Source organism: Dietzia cercidiphylli (assembly GCF_039531545.1).
GTDB lineage: Bacteria > Actinomycetota > Actinomycetes > Mycobacteriales > Mycobacteriaceae > Dietzia > Dietzia natronolimnaea.
The window spans coordinates 178166-192996 of record NZ_BAAAQG010000010.1 but is presented as its reverse complement, the minus strand read 5'-3'; the positions used below and the strand labels follow the sequence as shown (position 1 = coordinate 192996).

The window sequence follows — 14831 nt, the reverse complement described above, 5'->3', positions numbered from 1 at the left end:
TGCCTACGCTCGGCTCGGTGACCACCCCCACCCAGCCTTCCGTCATGGTGATCGGCAACTGCCAGGCCGACGTCTACCGTGACCTGCTGCGTTCCGCCGAGGGCCTGACGGTGAGGGATGTGCGGCCGGTGTACGAGATGACGGCCCGCGACCTGCCGGACCTGCACGCCGACCTCGCGCGCACCGACGTGCTCATCGTCCAGCCCGTCCGCGATGACTACCGCGAGCTGCCCCTCGGCCACCGCCAGCTCTCCGCACGATTGCCGGCCTCGGCGACCGTGGTGCTGGTGCCGGTCCTGCGGTACGCCGGGCTGCACCCGTACCAGGTGCTGGTCCGGCCGCCGCACGATCGCTCACTCGTGCCGCCGATCGCGCCGTACCACGACCTCCGGGCGATCGTGGCCGCCGCGACGGGCGACCTGGACGTGCTCGGCGCCGCGCCCGACCCCGGTCAGGCGCTCGCGGCGGCGCGGGAATCCGTGGAGGCGCTGCGCACCCGCGAGGAGGCCCACGGCACCCTGATCGCCTCGGATCTGCTCGAGGGCGTCCCACGCTGGCACACCATCAACCACCCGGACCGCCACACCCTGCAGGAGGTGTTCGACCGTGTCCTCGCGGCACTGCCCCCGGGGCTGATCGACGACCCGCCGCGCATCGGCGACCGGGAGCCGCTCGGCGCCACGCGGGCGCCCGTGGACCCGGCGGTCGAGCGTGAACTCGGCCTCCCGGAGACCGGCCCCCGCGACTGGGTGGTCGACGGCGTCAGCGTCCCCGGTGACGAGGTCACCCAGGCGCACCTGGCCTGGTACGCGTCCACCCCGGGGGTGGTCGAGGAGGGGCTGCGGCGCCACGCCGACCGGATCGAACTGCTGGGGCTCACGTGACCGACCCGCAGAACCCGCAGACCCCGCAGTCGGCCGACCCGCAGACCCCGCAGTCGGCCGACCCGCCGTCCCCGCCGCTGACCGTCGCTCTCGGCCCGCCGGCGCACGGGGTGACCAGGTTCGCCGCCGACTGCGCGCACGCCGCCGGGACCCCACTGCTCGAGGTGCCGGACGTGGCCCGGCTGGCCGACGCCCTGGCCGCACACCCCGGCGGGCCCGTGCACCTGCACATCACGGACGCGCTGTTCGGGCCGACGCCGGACGAGGCGGCCGACACCGTCGAATCGATGGCCCGGGACCGCCCGGTGGCCGTGACGCTCCACGACCTCCCGCAGCCGGCCGAGGGCGCCGAGCGGTGTCGGCGCCGGGCCCGGGCCTACCAGCGGATCGCGGCGGCCGCGGGGCTGGTGGTGGTGAGTTCCGAGCACGAGCGCCACCTCTGCGAGGCGGCGGGCATCGCCGTCGACGCTGTGATCCCCCTGCCGGTCCCCGACCTCGGCCGCGCGGGCTCGTCCCCCGACCAGAGCCGGCCGGACGAGCGGTCCGTGGGCGTCTTCGGTTTCCTGCATCCCGGCAAGGCCGTGGACCTGGTGGCACAGGCGGTCGCCGAGCTCGCCGCCGCCGGTGACCACGTGGTGACGCTGCGCCTGCTCGGTGCGCCCGCCGACGGCCACGAGGACTACGTGCGGGCCGCACTCGAGACCGTCCGGGCGGCGGGTGGTCGTGCCGAGCTGACCGGACGTATCGACGACGACGACCTCGCCCGCGTCCTCGGCGAGGTGACCGTGCCCGTCGCGCTGTTCCGCAACGTGTCGGCCTCGGGGTCGATCAACACCTGGTCCGCCGCCGGCCGCCGCCCGCTCGTCAGCGCCTCGGACTACACCCGGGAGATGGAGCGCAGGCGGCCCGGATCCCTGCTGCTCACCGATGCCACCGACCTCCCGGGTGAGTTGAAACGACTGCTCGACGACCCCGCCCCGACCCGCGTCGACCCGCCCGGACCGGAGCTGGCGGAGCTGGGGCGGGCGTACCTGCGCGCGTGGGAGAGCTGGTCCGCATGAGCGTGGGACCGAGGAGAACGCGACCGATGAGCGTCGACGTGGTGATCCCGTATTACCGGGACCAGCGGATGCTCGATCGGATCCTGGCGGCCCTGAGTCGCCAGACGGGCCTCGCCCGGACGCCGCGGGTGATCGTCGCCGACGACGGTTCACCCACCCCGCCCACCGTCCCGCCCGAGGTGACCGTGGTCAGGCAGGACGATCTGGGGTTCCGGGCCTCCGCCGCACGTCATCTGGGGGCGCGGGCCGGGGACGGCGAGGTGATCCTGTTCCTCGACGGCGACACCGTCCCCGACCCCGGCTACGTGGCCGCCCTGCTCGCCGCGCTCGAGCAGAATCCGGACCTGCTGGTGGTGGGGCGGAGGCGGTACGGGCGGTTCGCGGCCCCGGGTAGGTCCGACGCCGCGCTGGCAGACGCCGAGCTGACCGACCCCCCGACACCAGACCCCGAGCCGACCGAGGTCCTGCCCGACCCCGCCTGGCCCGCCTCGTTCTACGCCGAGACCGACGACCTCACCCACGACGCCGGCGGGTGGCGCGCGGGCCTGTGGCGCGGCGTCCTCTCGGCGGTGTGCGGACTGCACCGGCGCCTCTACGACCTGTCCGGCGGGTTCGATCCCGACATCGTCGGCTACGGCGGCGAGGACTGGGACCTGGCCTGGCGCTGCGAACAGGCCGGCGGCCGGCTGCGTTACGTCCCCGACGCCGTGGCCTGGCACGACGGCCCGGACTGGGGTGGCCGCGCAGAGGACGACCCCGGTCACCTCGCCCAGAAGAACGCCGAGACCGCCCGCCTGGCACCCCTCATCGTCTCCCCGCTCACCCGTCCGGCCGGCGGCATCTTCCAGGTCCCACTCGTCGCCGCGCACGTCCACGCGGGTGACGCGGGGAGCGGGGCCGAGGCGGCGACCTGCGCCTCGCTGCTGCGCTGGGGCGACGTGTCCGTGACCGCCGACCCCGCGGGCACCGACGCGGCGGAGATCGCCGGACTCTTCGCCGCCGACCCCCGGGTCAGGCTCGCCGCGCGCGGCCGGTGGTGGGAACCGGGGACGAGTGGGGCGGGACCTCGTCGTCGTCCCGAGGTCCTGGTCGACATCCTCCGTCCCTGCTCGCTCGGGGGGCTCGACCCGGACCGGTTGCGCGCCCTGTGCCCACCCGTGGGGAGCGTCACCCTCGACGACGACGAGGGCCGCGTCCTCGCGCGGGTCCGCACCTCGCGCGCCCTGGCCCGCGAGCACTTCTGGGGTGATCGCCCCGACGAACCGGTCGCGATCCCGGCCGCGGACCTGGGGGTCACGCCGTTCGGAGCGGACGGCGAGGGGGTGCGGCTCGAGCGGATCGTCGGAGGCTGGTGACCCCGCCGCCGCCCCTCCGGTGGCGGCAGGCCCCCCGGGGGGTCACCATCTGAGATCGGGGAGAACCGACCGAGATCGGGAACACCCGGACCCGCCGGAGCGGCCGGCAGGACAGAAGCGAGAGGGGGCCCGTGGACGCCCAGAACGACGACCCGATGAGCATCGCGGTGATAGGCCCTTCGCGGTTCCCCATCCGCGAGCCCTACGCCGGTGGGCTCGAGGTGGTGGTGGCCAAGGAGGTCGCCGCCCTGAGAGCGCGTGGGCACCGCGTGACCCTGTTCGCCGCCGCCGGTAGCGAGGGTCACGATCCCCGGTTCGAGTTCACGGCGATGTCCGGCGTCACCGGTTTCGGGGACAGTTTCTACCCCCCGGGCGGCTACGAGGCGGACGCCGACGAGTTCCACAGGTTGATGGACCACCTCGCCGGCTCCGGGTTCGACGTGATCCTCAACCACAGCCTCAGCCACGTCCCCCTGACCCGGGCCGCGGACGTGGAGGCCCGCATGATCACCACGCTGCACTGCCCGCGGCTCGCCCCGATGCAGGACGCCTTTGACCGGCTCGGCGGGTCCACGGGGATGGTCCAGGCCGTCAGTCGTTCGGTCCTCGGCTCGTGGCGGGTGCCCCAGGGTGCGGAGGTGGTCCCCAACGGGGTGGACACGCGGATCTGGCGGCCACGCGCCACGAGCGCGACCCCGCCACGCGCGGTCTGGTCCGGGCGCATCGTGCCGGAGAAGGCGCCGCACCTCGCGGTCGACGCCGCGCTGCGCGCCGGGATGACCCTCGACCTGGCCGGTCGGATCGGCGATGACCGATACATGCGTAGAGTCCTGGCGCCGCGACTTCGTGACGCCGGCGGATCGGTCCGCTTCCACGGCACGCTCGGGCGCGACTCGCTGGTCCCGCTGGTCGCGGGGGCCTCGGTGGCCCTGGTGACCCCGTGTTGGGAGGAGCCCTTCGGGCTGACCGCCGTCGAGGCGCTGGCCTGCGGGACCCCGGTCGTCGCACTCGCCCGCGGCGGGATCCGCGAGATCCTCAGCGGCCAACCCGGCGTGGTGCTGGTCGACCCGGGCCGCGACCCGGCCTCCGCCCTGTCCGCGGCCATCCCCGCGGCCCTGACCCTCGACCGGGTGGCCACAGCGCGTGCGGCCGCCGCCGCGTTCTCCCACGAGCGGCGGATCGACCGGGTCGAGGCGCAGCTGAGAGGACTTCCGGTCGGGGCCGCCTCGTGATCGGGGTGTACGCCCACCACCACGGCAGCGGGCACCTCCAGCGCGCGTTCGCCGTGGCCGCCGCGATGGACGACGACGTCACCATCCTCACCTCCGCGGACGTCGGCGCCGGCGGGAACCCGGATCCCTCTCGCATCCACGTACTTCCGCTTCCCCTGGACCACGACGGTCCGGGCGCCGTGGCCGGGACCGTCGACCCGGCCCTCGAGCCGACCGCCGGTGGACGCCTGCACTGGGCCCCGCTGCGCCAGTCGGGTCTGCGGCGGCGCACGGCCTTGCTGACCGGGTGGATCGACACCCACCGGCCGACCGTGATGTGGACCGACATCTCGGTCGAGGTCACGCTGGCCACCCGCCTGACGGGAACGCCCGTGGTCTCCACCGTTCTCCCCGGCCGGCGCGACGACGCCCCCCACACCCTGGCGCACGGCGTCTGCTCGGCGCTGGTCGCCGGGTGGCCGCGCTCGGCGGGGGCGCCCGTTCCCGCCGGGGCGACCGAGCCCGTGATTCCGGTGGGCGGGGTCTCGCGCTTCGCCGGCCGCACGCCCGAACCGGCCGGCAGGGGGCAGGGTCGACCGCGGGTGCTGCACCTCCGCGGTAGCGGGGGATCCGGCCGCGACCAGCGGTGGGATGCCGTCCGCGCGGAGCTCGGCGAGGTGGAGTGGGTCGAGCTCGGCGGCCCCGGCGGCCGCTGGGTCGCCGACCCGTGGACCGAACTGTGCCGTGCCGACGTGGTGATCAGCGCAGCCGGCCAGAGCTCGGTGGCCGACCTCGCCGCCGCGGACGCCCACGTGGTGGCGGTCCCCGAGGAGCGGCCCTTCGCCGAGCAGGATGACACCGCCGGGAGACTCGAGGCCCTCGGACACGGCGCCGTTGTCGGACGTGACTCCTCCGTCGAGCACCTCGTCAGCGCGGTGCGGCGGACTCTCGAACGGTCCCGGTCGACGCCCGGGGCGGGCTCCGGTCTGCGGGAGGCGTGGGAGATCGACGGCGCTGCCGAGCGTCTGGCGGCGGTGCTGGAGACGGTCGCGGCGGACTCGGAGGTCGGTGCCCGATGACGTCCGATCCCGCCCCGTCGTCCGTTGCCGTGGTGACCGTGTGCACGCCGGCGCGGGCCGGGCATCTGTGGTCCCAGCGGCGGGCACTGGCCGCGCACCTACCCGACGCCCGCCACGTGGTGGTGTTGCCCGAACGGCCCGGGAGCGCGGGTCTGGCGACCGAACTCGTCGCGGACGGCGCGGATCCACTCGAGGTCCCGGCGGGGGAGGACCTGCCGGTGGCCCGCTGCCGGAACACGGGCGGGGACCGGGCGGTGGAGGCCGGCGCCGACCTGGTCGTCTTCCTGGACGTCGACTGCATGCCGGGCCCGGACCTGGGGTCCCGGTACGCCGAGCTCCCGTCTGATGCGGTGGGGGTGGGCCCGGTCACCTACCTGTCCGAATCCGCGGGGGCACCGGACCCCGCAGATCTGGCGGGCCTCACCGACCCGCACGCTGCGCGGCCGTTCCCGGAGCACGGCGTCCGGCGGCTCGAGGCGGACGAGTTCGGGATGTTCTGGTCGCTGTCCTTCGCCCTGCACACCGACCTCTGGACACGGCTCCGCACGGACTTCGGCGGGTTCGACGAGCAGTACACGGGCTACGGCGCGGAGGACACCGACTTCGGGCGCCGGCTGTTGTACCGGCGGGTCCCGGTGGTGCTGGTGGCAGGCGCCCACGCCTACCACCGGTGGCATCCCGTGTCGTCTCCGCCGGTGGAGCACCTGGCGGACCTGCTGCGCAACGGTGCCCACTACGCCGAGCGGTGGGGTGAGTGGCCGGCCCCGGGGTGGTTCGAGGAGTTCGAGCGGAGGGGCCTGGTCCGCCGTCGCGGCGACGGCTGGGAGGCGGTGCCCGCAGATCGGCACGCTGAGGACCACCGCCCCGGAATCGAGGGCTGACCCCGACGGGAAGAGCGTTCGGACCGCATCGCCCGAGAGGGGGGTGTGCGGAACGCCCTTTTCGATGGGGGCCGGGCGGGCGGCGGGCCGGCCGAGGCGGCGGGCCGGCCGAGGCGGCGGGGCCAGGCGGGGCCTCAGCCCAGGAACGCCTTGTCGGACAGCGTCGCGCCCTTGATGTTGGCGAACTCCTTGAGCAGGTCCTGCACGGTGAGCGACGCCTTCTTCTGGTCGTCGGCCTCGTAGACGATCCGGCCCTCGTGCATCATGATCAGCCGGTTGCCCAGCCGGATGGCCTGCTCCATGTTGTGCGTGACCATGAGCGTGGTGAGCCCGCCCTCGCGGACGATCCGTTCGGTGATCGTGGTGACCAGCTCGGCCCGCTGCGGGTCCAGGGCCGCGGTGTGTTCGTCGAGCAGCATGATCCGCGGTTGGGTGAACCCGGCCATGAGGAGCGAGAGCGCCTGTCGCTGGCCTCCCGAGAGCAACCCGACCTTGGCGGTGAGCCGGTCCTCGAGACCCAGCTCGAGCATGGCGAGCTGGTCGGCGAACTGCGCGCGGCGCTTCTTGTTCAGGCTGGGGCCGAGTCCACGTCGCCTGCCCCGCAGGACCGCGAGCGACAGGTTCTCCTCGATGGTGAGGGTGGGCGCGGTCCCGGCCAGCGGGTCCTGGAAGACGCGGCCCACGTACTTCGCGCGCTTGTGATCGGGCAACCGGGTGACGTCCTTGCCGTCGATCTGAATGCTGCCGCCGTCGGCGATCAACCGGCCGGACACGGCGTTGAGCAGGGTCGACTTGCCGGCGCCGTTGGAGCCGATCACGGTGACGAAGTCGCCCTCGGCCATCGTGAGGCTGAGACCGTGGAGTGCGCGGCGCTCGTTGACGGTGCCCGGGAAGAAGGTCTTGGACACATCGGTGACTGTCAGCATCGTCAGGTCTCCTTGGCGCCGGTCGCGGCGGTGTCGGCGGACTCGGGCCCGGCGTCGACGGCGGTCCCGGCGCCCGCCACCGCGCGCTCGTTCGCGGCGACCGCGGTCGTGGGCTTGCGCCCGAACCGACCACCCATGGATTTCCACTTGGGCGCGAGAAGCGCTATCACCACGAGCACGGCCGTGACCGCCCTCATGTCGTTCGGGTTGAGCCCCACCTCGAGCGCGATGGCGATGATGAGCTGGTACAGGACCGCGCCCACGATCACGGCGTACACCGCGAGCCACAGCCTGCGCTGGCCGAGGATCGCCTGGCCCAGGATGACCGAGGCCAGACCCACGAGGATCAGGCCGATGCCCATCGAGATGTCGGCGAAGCCCCGATACTGCGCCAACAGCGCGCCGCACATGCCCACGAGGCCGTTGGACAGGGCGAGGGTGAGGGTCTTGGTGAAGTCGGTGGAGACACCGAACGAGGAGATCATCGGACCGTTGTCGCCCGTGGCGCGGATCGATAGTCCCAGGTTCGTGGTGAGGAACCAGACGACGACGAGGCCGAGCAGTCCCACGGCCACCGCGAGGATGGCGACGCCACCCCAGGTGCCGAGGATGCCGGCTTCGCGCAGCGGGGTGAACGCGTGGTCCTGCCGCAGCAACGGCGCGTTCGCGCTTCCCATGATCCGCAGGTTGACCGACCACAGCCCGATCATGGTGAGGATCCCGGCCAGGAGGCCGTCGATCTTGCCCTTGGTGTGCAGCAGGCCGGTGATGATCCCGGCCAGGAACCCGGTGACGAAACCCGCGAGGGTCGCGAGCACCGGGTTCCAGCCTGCGAGAATGCCCGTCGCCGCGGTGGCGGCACCGGTGGTGAAGCTGCCGTCGACGGTGAGGTCGGGGAAGTTGAGAACGCGGAAGGTCAGGAAGACCCCCAGCGCCATGACCCCGTAGATGAGGCCTACCTCGACGGCGCCGATCACTTCTTCTCAGCCTCGGCGAGGATGTCCTCCGGGATGGTGACGCCCTGGCGCTCCGCGGCGTCCTCGTTGACCACGTAGGTGAACTCGGCGGCGGTCTCCACGGGCATCGTGGCCGGGTCCTCGCCGTCGCGCAGCATGCGCAGCGCCATCTCGCCCGTCTGGCGGCCCAACTCGGTGTAATCGATTCCCAGCGTGGCGACGGCGCCGCCCAAGACGGTGCCCTCCTCCGCGGCGATCACGGGGATCTGCTTGCTCTCGGCCACCTGGACGAGAGCCGCGATACCGGAGACGACCATGTTGTCGGTCGGTACGTAGATCGCGTCGACGTCGCCGAGCGCCTCGACGGCCTGCTGGATCTCGTTGACCGAGGTGACGGTCTGGGTGACGATCTCCAGGTCGAGCGGGCCGGCGGCCTCCTCGGCCTGGTCCACCTGGACCTGCGAGTTGACCTCGCCCGAGGCGTAGACGATGCCGACGCGCTCGGCGTCGGGGACGATCTCCTTGAGCAGCTCGAGCTGCTCGTCGATCGGCGCGGCGTCCGAGGTGCCGGTGACGTTGGCGCCCGGCTCCTCCATCGAGTCGACGAGCTCGGCCGAGACCGGGTCGGTGACCGCGGTGAACAGCAGTGGGATGTTGATGATGTTCTGGGCCATCGCCTGGGCGGCCGGGGTCGCCACCGCCAGCGCGAGGTCCAGGTCGTCGGCGGCGAACTGCTGCGCGATGGTCAGCGCGGTGGCCTGCTCACCGTTGGCGTTCTGCTCGTTGAACTCCACCTCGACACCGGCGTCGGCGAAGGCCTCCTTGAAGCCCGCGGTGGCCGCGTCGAGAGCGGGGTGCTGGACGAGCTGGTTGATGCCGATCGTGTAGGACTCGCCGCCGCCACCGGCGGCGTCATCGTCGGAGCCGCCGGTGCAGCCTGCGAGGACGAGTGCCGAGGTGGCCACCAGTCCGGTGAAGAGCGTCGCGCGTGAGAATGCCATGTGCCATGCCTTGTCTACGGTCACGGGTGAGCGTGAGGGGCCGGATGCGTTAACAGTGCTGGCACATGAGGGTACCGGGTCACACCGACCGCGTAACCCGGGACTCACCTCACGGGTTGCTGATCCGGCTCCGATTCCGCCAACTCGCGTTTCCAGGTGCGGAAACCCTCCTCAGTGCGGCCCCGGCGCCAGTATCCCGAGATCGAGGCCCGCCGGGCCGGGACGCCGCGTCCGGAGCGCAGCAGGGGGCGCAGATGCTTCATCACGGTCTCGGCCTCGCCGTGCACGAACACCTGCACGTCGCCGTCCGGCCACGGCATCTCGCGGAGGGCGACGACCAGCGGCGCGTCGCCGTCGATCCGTCCGGGGCCGGCGTGGGTGGAGGGGGTCCCGCGGTGCAGCCAGGTGATCCGCACCCCCTCCGGAGCGGTGAGCGACACCTCGTCGTCGTCGTCTCCCACCTCCAGGAACACCGCTCCCACCGAGTCCTCGGGCAGGGCCTCCAGCGCGGCGGAGATCGCGGGGACCGCGGTCTCGTCCCCGGCGAGGAGGTGGAAGTCCGCCTCGGGGTCGGGACGGTACCCGCCGCCCGGCCCCCGGACGGTGACGTCGGTCCCGGGCGCGACCGTCCGGGCCCACGGCCCCGCCACGCCCGCGTCTCCGTGCACGACGAAGTCGATCCAGATCTCGCGGGCCGGGAGGTCGACGCGACGCACGGTGTAGGTCCGCACCACGGGGCCGTCCTCGGAGGGCAGTTCGAGTTTGACGTAGCTGTCGGTCTCCGCGCGCGGGGCGAAGGCGTCGAACCCCGCGCCGCCGAGGACGACCCGGACCATGTGGGCGCTCACCGTCTCGGTGCGCAGCACGGTGAGGGTGGTCGGGGTGGGGCGCTTGCGCTCATCTGCCACGGGGGCCTCCTTAAGTTAGGCAACCCTATCCTGCCAGTCCCGGCGTCCCGGCGTCCCGGCGTCCCGGCGTCCCGGCGTCCCGGCGTCCCGGTCGAGCGGTCGAGCGGTGGGTTCCTTCCCCTCGCATCCCAATGTAAGATATATGTGATCTGAAACTCGGCCACATACGACATGATCGCGCGGCACGCGCAGTGCACAGGGAGTGACGTGATGAACCCAGGAACGCGATCCGTCGACGCAGGCCTCGACCCGATGAGGATCCGGCACCTCCCGGACCTGTCCACGCACCTGTGGTTCTGGCTCCCCGCCGCGAACGTGGTGATGCAACTCGCCGACCCCGCCGTCGGGTACGGCGTGGTCGAGAGCCGGGTGGACCGGGGCCGCGGTGACCTCCGCCCGATCAAGCGCGGGAGGACCACCGCCCAGTACCTCGCCGTGGCCACGTTGGGGAACCAGGAGGACCGGAAGTTCTTCCACGAGGCGGTGCGGCAGATCCACGCGCAGGTCTACTCCACCGGGTCCAGTCCGGTCCGCTACAACGCCAACTCCGCGGCCTCACAGACGTGGGTGGCGCTGTGTCTGGTCCGCTACTACACCGATCAGTGGGAGATGGTGCACGGGCCGCTGTCGGAGGCGGAGCTCGACCGGGTGATCGAACTCGCGCGACCGCTCGGGACCACCCTGAACGTGCCCGAGGCCCGCTGGCCGTCGACCTGGGCCGAGTACCAGCGACGATTCGCCGAGGGCATCGACGGCGTCCGGATCGACGACACCGTCCGCGAGTACCTCCAGGCACTCGCCGACTTCACGGTCCTCGAGGTCCGGATGAAGCAGCTGGGGACACTCGCGCACAAGACCCTGGGGCCGTGGAGTCTGTCCATGACCAAGTTCGCGGTCCCCGAGCGGATCCGTGACGAGATGCGCTGGACGATCACCCCTCGGGATCTCAGGCGCCGACGGGTCCTCGTGAACCTCGCGGCCGCGCTCGACATGGTCCTGTCCAGGCCGCTGCGCGTGGTCTACACGCTCAACCTGTGGGACCTGCGGGCGCGCCGACGGCTGGGGGTCGGCGTCTTCTGAGAACGGGTCGCGCACGCCCCGGGCGCCCGACGGGCGGGGCTGGGGACGGGCAGGGCACCCGGCGGGCTGGGCTGTCGACGGGCGGGGCGCCCGGGAGCCGTTCTCAGGATGCGCGGAGGAACTCCATGGGGGCCGTCGCCTCGAAGTGCGCGCTGACCTCTCCGACGAGGCCCCCCTCGAGCCCGGTGTCGGCGACCAGGTCGAGCTTGCGCACGGGTGCGCCCTCGGACAGATCGAGGCCGTCCAGCCGGACCCAGACGATGTTGGGCCGACCGGTGTCCTCGAAGACGTACACACCGTCGACGTGGTCGGTGATGGTCCGCCACAGGGTGGTGGAGGCGTTGGGGTGGTCGGGATCCGGCACGCGGAACGGTTGGGACGCGTTGCGCATCACGCTCAGCAGCTCCGCGACAGCCCTCGTCCGGTCGGCGGGCGCCGGGAGCCGGTCCAGGTAGAAGGCCGCGCGGGCGAACCTCTCGTCGGCGTCCGTGCCCCCGGGGAGCGGGCGGTCACCGCCGAAGCCCTCGATCTCGTGGAGGCGTTCGAGCTGCTCTGCGAACGGCGGCGAATTGGTCATCACCGTGTAGGACCGGTCATGCCAGATGTGGGGCTCGCCGTCGATGTACTCGATGATCGCCGAGTCGCCGCTGCGGTCGTCGAGCGCCAGGTGGACGGTGACGGTGGTGCCGGTGACCGGGTCTCCGGATGTCCGGATCTGGACCCGGGACTGACGCATCCACTCCACGGCCTCGGCGACGGTGGCGAAGCTGTCCCGAGTCCCAGCGCGAGCGGTCGGGCCAGCTGGTCGCCCATCGCGAGGTAGTTGTCGAACAGGTCCTTCATGAACTCGCCGCCGCCGACCTCGATCGGTCCCGGGTCCTCGCGCGGCGTGCCCTGTTGCCTCGACCACTCGTCGGGTCCGGGCATGACCATCACACACAGCGCCCGCATGGTGTCCAGGGAGAACTCCTCGACCGCGTCGAGGACGGCACTCCCCGTGCCCTGGGCGTTCGCTCGTCCCACCGCTTCGAGGGAGCCGTTCAGGGCGCCCGGAAACGCGACGCCCGCGCTGACGAATGCACCGAACAGGGACGCCCGCGCGAGAAAGGCCCTCCGGTTGAATTGATCCATGACCCCGCCTTTCCCTAGCGCAGTGGGGTCGCCGTAACGATGTGATATTCCTCACGCCACCGGTCGGGGATGATTTCTTTATCCCTCGAGCTATCCCTCGATCAGCCCTCGTTGTCACGGATGTCGTGTCGGCCCGTGAAGGGCAGGAGGCTCGAGGCGTCGCCCAGATCGTCGCGACCGATGACCCCCAGGCTGCCGTCCTGTTGGAGGATCACCGCCGCGACCTGCTCGAGCGAACCCTTCCCGGATTGCCGGGCCGCGGTGTGGACGTCCTCCTCGAGAAGGCGGTGGCTCCGTAGCGCCCTGCCCTGCATCCGTCCCTGGTAATAGAGGAGGATCGGCGGGCTGTCCAGCAGGGACCGGACGCGCGGAGACCGCGCGCGGACCGCCGCGAACAACCACTGGACGCCCACGAGTAGCGCCAACACCAGGACCGTCTGCGCCAGCGGCACCTCGGTGGCGGTGAGTGTGCGCCCGAACGCCGAACCGATGGTCACCGCCACGATGAAGTCGAGGGGCGTCATCTTGGCCATGGTGCGTGGGCCGGATACCCGGAGGATCACGACCAGGGCGACGAAACCGCACACGACCATGACGACGGAGTGGACGACCGGTTCCCAGCCGTCCCAGAGCAGAGTTGTATCCATGACGCGAATGGTGCGCGCACCGCGGTCGGAGGACAACCGGCGTCGACGGGAACGGCCCCGACCGCACGGGCCGTGGTCCGTGCGGTCGGGGCCGTTCAGCTCCGCGTCACGAGGCCCGCGCGGCGATCGGAGTGGCGGATCTCAGCGGGCAGCGGTCCTTGGCGGCGAGGAGGCAGGTGGCCGCGGCAGTGCCCAGGATGGCGACGGTGCCCAGGATGATCGGTGCGGCGGGGAAGGGCAGTTCCTGGGACAGGACGAAGGCTCCCATGAGCAGGACGAAGAAGCCGAACCCCTTGCGCAGCGCCTTCTCCGGGACGACCGAGGTGAGCCGGATGCCGACGAAGGAACCGGCGATGGCGGCGGCGGTGACGGCGGCGACGAGCGGCCAGTCCAGGCTGACCGAGGTGAGGTAGCCGCCGAGTCCGGCGAAGGATTTCATGGCGATGACCAGCAGGGACGTGCCCACCGCGACGGTCATCGATAGACCCGCCAGGAGCACCAGGGCCGGGACGACGAGGAATCCGCCGCCCGCACCGACCAGTCCGGTGGCGGCGCCCACGACGAGACCGTCGAGCAGGATCCGCCACAGCGGGTGGTGATGGGTGGTGCTCTGGCCGTCGCGGTCCCTGCGGCCCTTGATCATGGCGCCCGCGGTGGCGATCATCATGATCGCGAAGGCGACCATCAGGACGGTGCCGGGGATGTAGCCGCCGGCCAACCCGCCGCCGAACGCGCCGACCATGCCGGCGGCGCCGAAGATCAGGCCGGTGCGCCACCGGACGTTGCCCTTGCGGGCGTGGCCGAACAGGCTGACCAGCGAGGTCGCGCCGACGACGAACAGCGAGGTGGCGATGGCCTCCTTGGGATCGAGTCCGCCGATGTAGGTGAGCAGCGGGACGACGAGGATGGAACCGCCCCCGCCGAGCAGGCCCAGGGACAGTCCGACCAGGACGGCCAGGGCCACGACGATGATCGTGGTGATCTCCATGTCAGGTGCCTTTCTCCGGCGGGGCGCCGGTTCCGGTGTCGGGGGTCGGGTGGGTCAGGAGCGGGCGGGCAGCGAGTCGAGCACGGAGCCGAGTCCGGGCTCGTCGGCCGAGCGGTTCCACGGCATCTTCGACAGGGCGGCGGCCATGGCGCAGGAGTTGCTCGCGGCGGAGTAGGTCAGCCCGGCCCCGATGGCGCCGGCGAGGTAGGCGAACTTCGGGGAGAGCACCTTCGAGGCCGTCACGCCCACCAGCACGAGGGAGCCGGCGGCCATGCGGACCTGCCGGTCCATCGCCCACGGGCCCGCGCCGCGGACGACCTCGCCGCCGGCGGACTCGAACGCGGCGATCCCGCCGTCGAGGACGGTCACCGAGTCGGGGTCCACGCCCACGGACTCGAGGCGCTGGCCCGCCTGGCGGGCGCGGTTGCCCGACTGGCAGATCAACACGACCTGTCCGGGCAGGCGGGAGGCGAACTCCTCCCCGTGCTCGGCGAGCAGGGGCAGCGGCACGTTGTAGGAGCCGCGGATGTGGACCGAGGAGTACTCGGCGCCGGATCGCACGTCGATGACGGTGGGCGGGGTGTCCGAGTGCATCGCATCGCGCAGGTCGGCCGGGGCGATGGTCGGGGCGTGGGTGAGGCTGGAGAGCATGGGTGGTGTCGGCCCTTTCGTGTGGGGAGTCGGAGTGGCGGCGGGTCGCCGCGCGGCCGGGAGCCGGACGGG

The 14831-nt window shown here is 72.3% G+C and carries 15 protein-coding genes; 7 read left to right on the top strand and 8 right to left on the bottom strand.

The window, feature by feature from the left end; genetic code table 11:
- The first annotated feature begins 17 nt into the window (after positions 1-17).
- From ABD250_RS11540 to ABD250_RS11515, 6 genes are all read left to right on the top strand, one after another.
- The gene (locus tag ABD250_RS11540) at positions 18-884 is read left to right on the top strand and encodes a WcbI family polysaccharide biosynthesis putative acetyltransferase (protein WP_344392364.1); all 867 of its coding nucleotides are present in this window, start codon (positions 18-20) and stop codon (positions 882-884) included.
- The gene (locus ABD250_RS11535; protein ID WP_344392362.1) at positions 881-1945 is read left to right on the top strand and encodes a glycosyltransferase family protein; all 1065 of its coding nucleotides are present in this window, start codon (positions 881-883) and stop codon (positions 1943-1945) included. Before ABD250_RS11540 ends, ABD250_RS11535 begins: the two co-directional genes overlap by 4 nt.
- A gap of 26 nt (positions 1946-1971) precedes the next feature.
- Positions 1972-3300, top strand: a complete 1329-nt coding sequence (locus ABD250_RS11530) for a glycosyltransferase (protein ID WP_344392360.1) — start codon at positions 1972-1974, stop codon at positions 3298-3300.
- A gap of 131 nt (positions 3301-3431) precedes the next feature.
- Positions 3432-4532 (top strand): glycosyltransferase, encoded by a 1101-nt coding sequence (locus ABD250_RS11525; protein WP_344392358.1) that lies wholly within the window; start codon positions 3432-3434, stop codon positions 4530-4532.
- A complete protein-coding gene (locus ABD250_RS11520) occupies positions 4529-5590 on the top strand; it encodes a glycosyltransferase (protein ID WP_344392356.1) in 1062 nt (353 codons plus the stop codon). The genes ABD250_RS11525 and ABD250_RS11520 overlap by 4 nt, the downstream gene beginning before the upstream one ends.
- The gene (locus ABD250_RS11515) at positions 5587-6471 is read left to right on the top strand and encodes a glycosyltransferase family 2 protein (RefSeq protein WP_344392354.1); all 885 of its coding nucleotides are present in this window, start codon (positions 5587-5589) and stop codon (positions 6469-6471) included. Before ABD250_RS11520 ends, ABD250_RS11515 begins: the two co-directional genes overlap by 4 nt.
- A 134-nt stretch (positions 6472-6605) precedes the next feature.
- On the opposite strand, the gene ABD250_RS11510 is transcribed toward ABD250_RS11515, so the two are convergent.
- The 4 genes from ABD250_RS11510 to ABD250_RS11495 all read right to left on the bottom strand — a co-directional run bounded on the left by ABD250_RS11510 (position 6606) and on the right by ABD250_RS11495 (position 10262).
- The gene (locus ABD250_RS11510) at positions 6606-7397 is read right to left on the bottom strand and encodes an ABC transporter ATP-binding protein (RefSeq protein ID WP_182609808.1); all 792 of its coding nucleotides are present in this window, start codon (positions 7395-7397) and stop codon (positions 6606-6608) included.
- 2 nt (positions 7398-7399) lie between these two features.
- On the bottom strand, positions 7400-8374 hold the full coding sequence (locus ABD250_RS11505; RefSeq protein WP_182618301.1) for an ABC transporter permease subunit: 975 nt from the start codon (positions 8372-8374) through the stop codon (positions 7400-7402).
- Positions 8371-9354, bottom strand: a complete 984-nt coding sequence (locus tag ABD250_RS11500) for an ABC transporter substrate-binding protein (protein WP_182659487.1) — start codon at positions 9352-9354, stop codon at positions 8371-8373. Before ABD250_RS11500 ends, ABD250_RS11505 begins: the two co-directional genes overlap by 4 nt.
- Before the next feature lie 104 nt (positions 9355-9458).
- Entirely contained in the window at positions 9459-10262 is an 804-nt protein-coding gene (locus tag ABD250_RS11495) for an SIP domain-containing protein (RefSeq protein ID WP_182609805.1), read from the bottom strand.
- A gap of 210 nt (positions 10263-10472) precedes the next feature.
- On the opposite strand from ABD250_RS11495, the gene ABD250_RS11490 reads away from it, so the two are divergent.
- Positions 10473-11342, top strand: coding sequence for an oxygenase MpaB family protein (locus tag ABD250_RS11490; RefSeq protein ID WP_182641648.1), 870 nt, complete (start codon positions 10473-10475; stop codon positions 11340-11342).
- A gap of 103 nt (positions 11343-11445) precedes the next feature.
- Here ABD250_RS11490 and ABD250_RS11485 read toward each other — a convergent pair whose 3' ends face one another.
- From ABD250_RS11485 to ABD250_RS11470, 4 genes are all read right to left on the bottom strand, one after another.
- The gene (locus ABD250_RS11485; protein ID WP_344392348.1) at positions 11446-12252 is read right to left on the bottom strand and encodes a linear amide C-N hydrolase; all 807 of its coding nucleotides are present in this window, start codon (positions 12250-12252) and stop codon (positions 11446-11448) included.
- A 322-nt stretch (positions 12253-12574) separates the two neighbouring features.
- Positions 12575-13120, bottom strand: a complete 546-nt coding sequence (locus tag ABD250_RS11480; protein WP_095718483.1) for a DUF421 domain-containing protein — start codon at positions 13118-13120, stop codon at positions 12575-12577.
- Positions 13121-13226: 106 nt separating this feature from the next.
- Complete coding sequence (locus tag ABD250_RS11475) at positions 13227-14108, bottom strand: sulfite exporter TauE/SafE family protein (RefSeq protein ID WP_182609803.1); 882 nt, start codon at positions 14106-14108, stop codon at positions 13227-13229.
- 54 nt (positions 14109-14162) lie between these two features.
- Positions 14163-14759, bottom strand: a complete 597-nt coding sequence (locus tag ABD250_RS11470; RefSeq protein WP_182659488.1) for a rhodanese-like domain-containing protein — start codon at positions 14757-14759, stop codon at positions 14163-14165.
- Positions 14760-14831 lie beyond the last annotated feature (72 nt).

Excerpts from the sequence above, each read along its gene's own strand:
- ABD250_RS11475 (WP_182609803.1), bottom strand. The coding sequence starts at position 14,108 with ATGGAGATCACCACGATCATCGTCGTGGCCCTGGCCGTCCTGGTCGGA.
- ABD250_RS11490 (WP_182641648.1), top strand. The coding sequence starts at position 10,473 with ATGAACCCAGGAACGCGATCCGTCGACGCAGGCCTCGACCCGATGAGG.
- ABD250_RS11510 (WP_182609808.1), bottom strand. The coding sequence starts at position 7,397 with ATGCTGACAGTCACCGATGTGTCCAAGACCTTCTTCCCGGGCACCGTC.
- ABD250_RS11470 (WP_182659488.1), bottom strand. The coding sequence starts at position 14,759 with ATGCTCTCCAGCCTCACCCACGCCCCGACCATCGCCCCGGCCGACCTG.
- ABD250_RS11530 (WP_344392360.1), top strand. The coding sequence starts at position 1,972 with ATGAGCGTCGACGTGGTGATCCCGTATTACCGGGACCAGCGGATGCTC.
- ABD250_RS11515 (WP_344392354.1), top strand. The coding sequence starts at position 5,587 with ATGACGTCCGATCCCGCCCCGTCGTCCGTTGCCGTGGTGACCGTGTGC.
- ABD250_RS11500 (WP_182659487.1), bottom strand. The coding sequence starts at position 9,354 with ATGGCATTCTCACGCGCGACGCTCTTCACCGGACTGGTGGCCACCTCG.
- ABD250_RS11480 (WP_095718483.1), bottom strand. The coding sequence starts at position 13,120 with ATGGATACAACTCTGCTCTGGGACGGCTGGGAACCGGTCGTCCACTCC.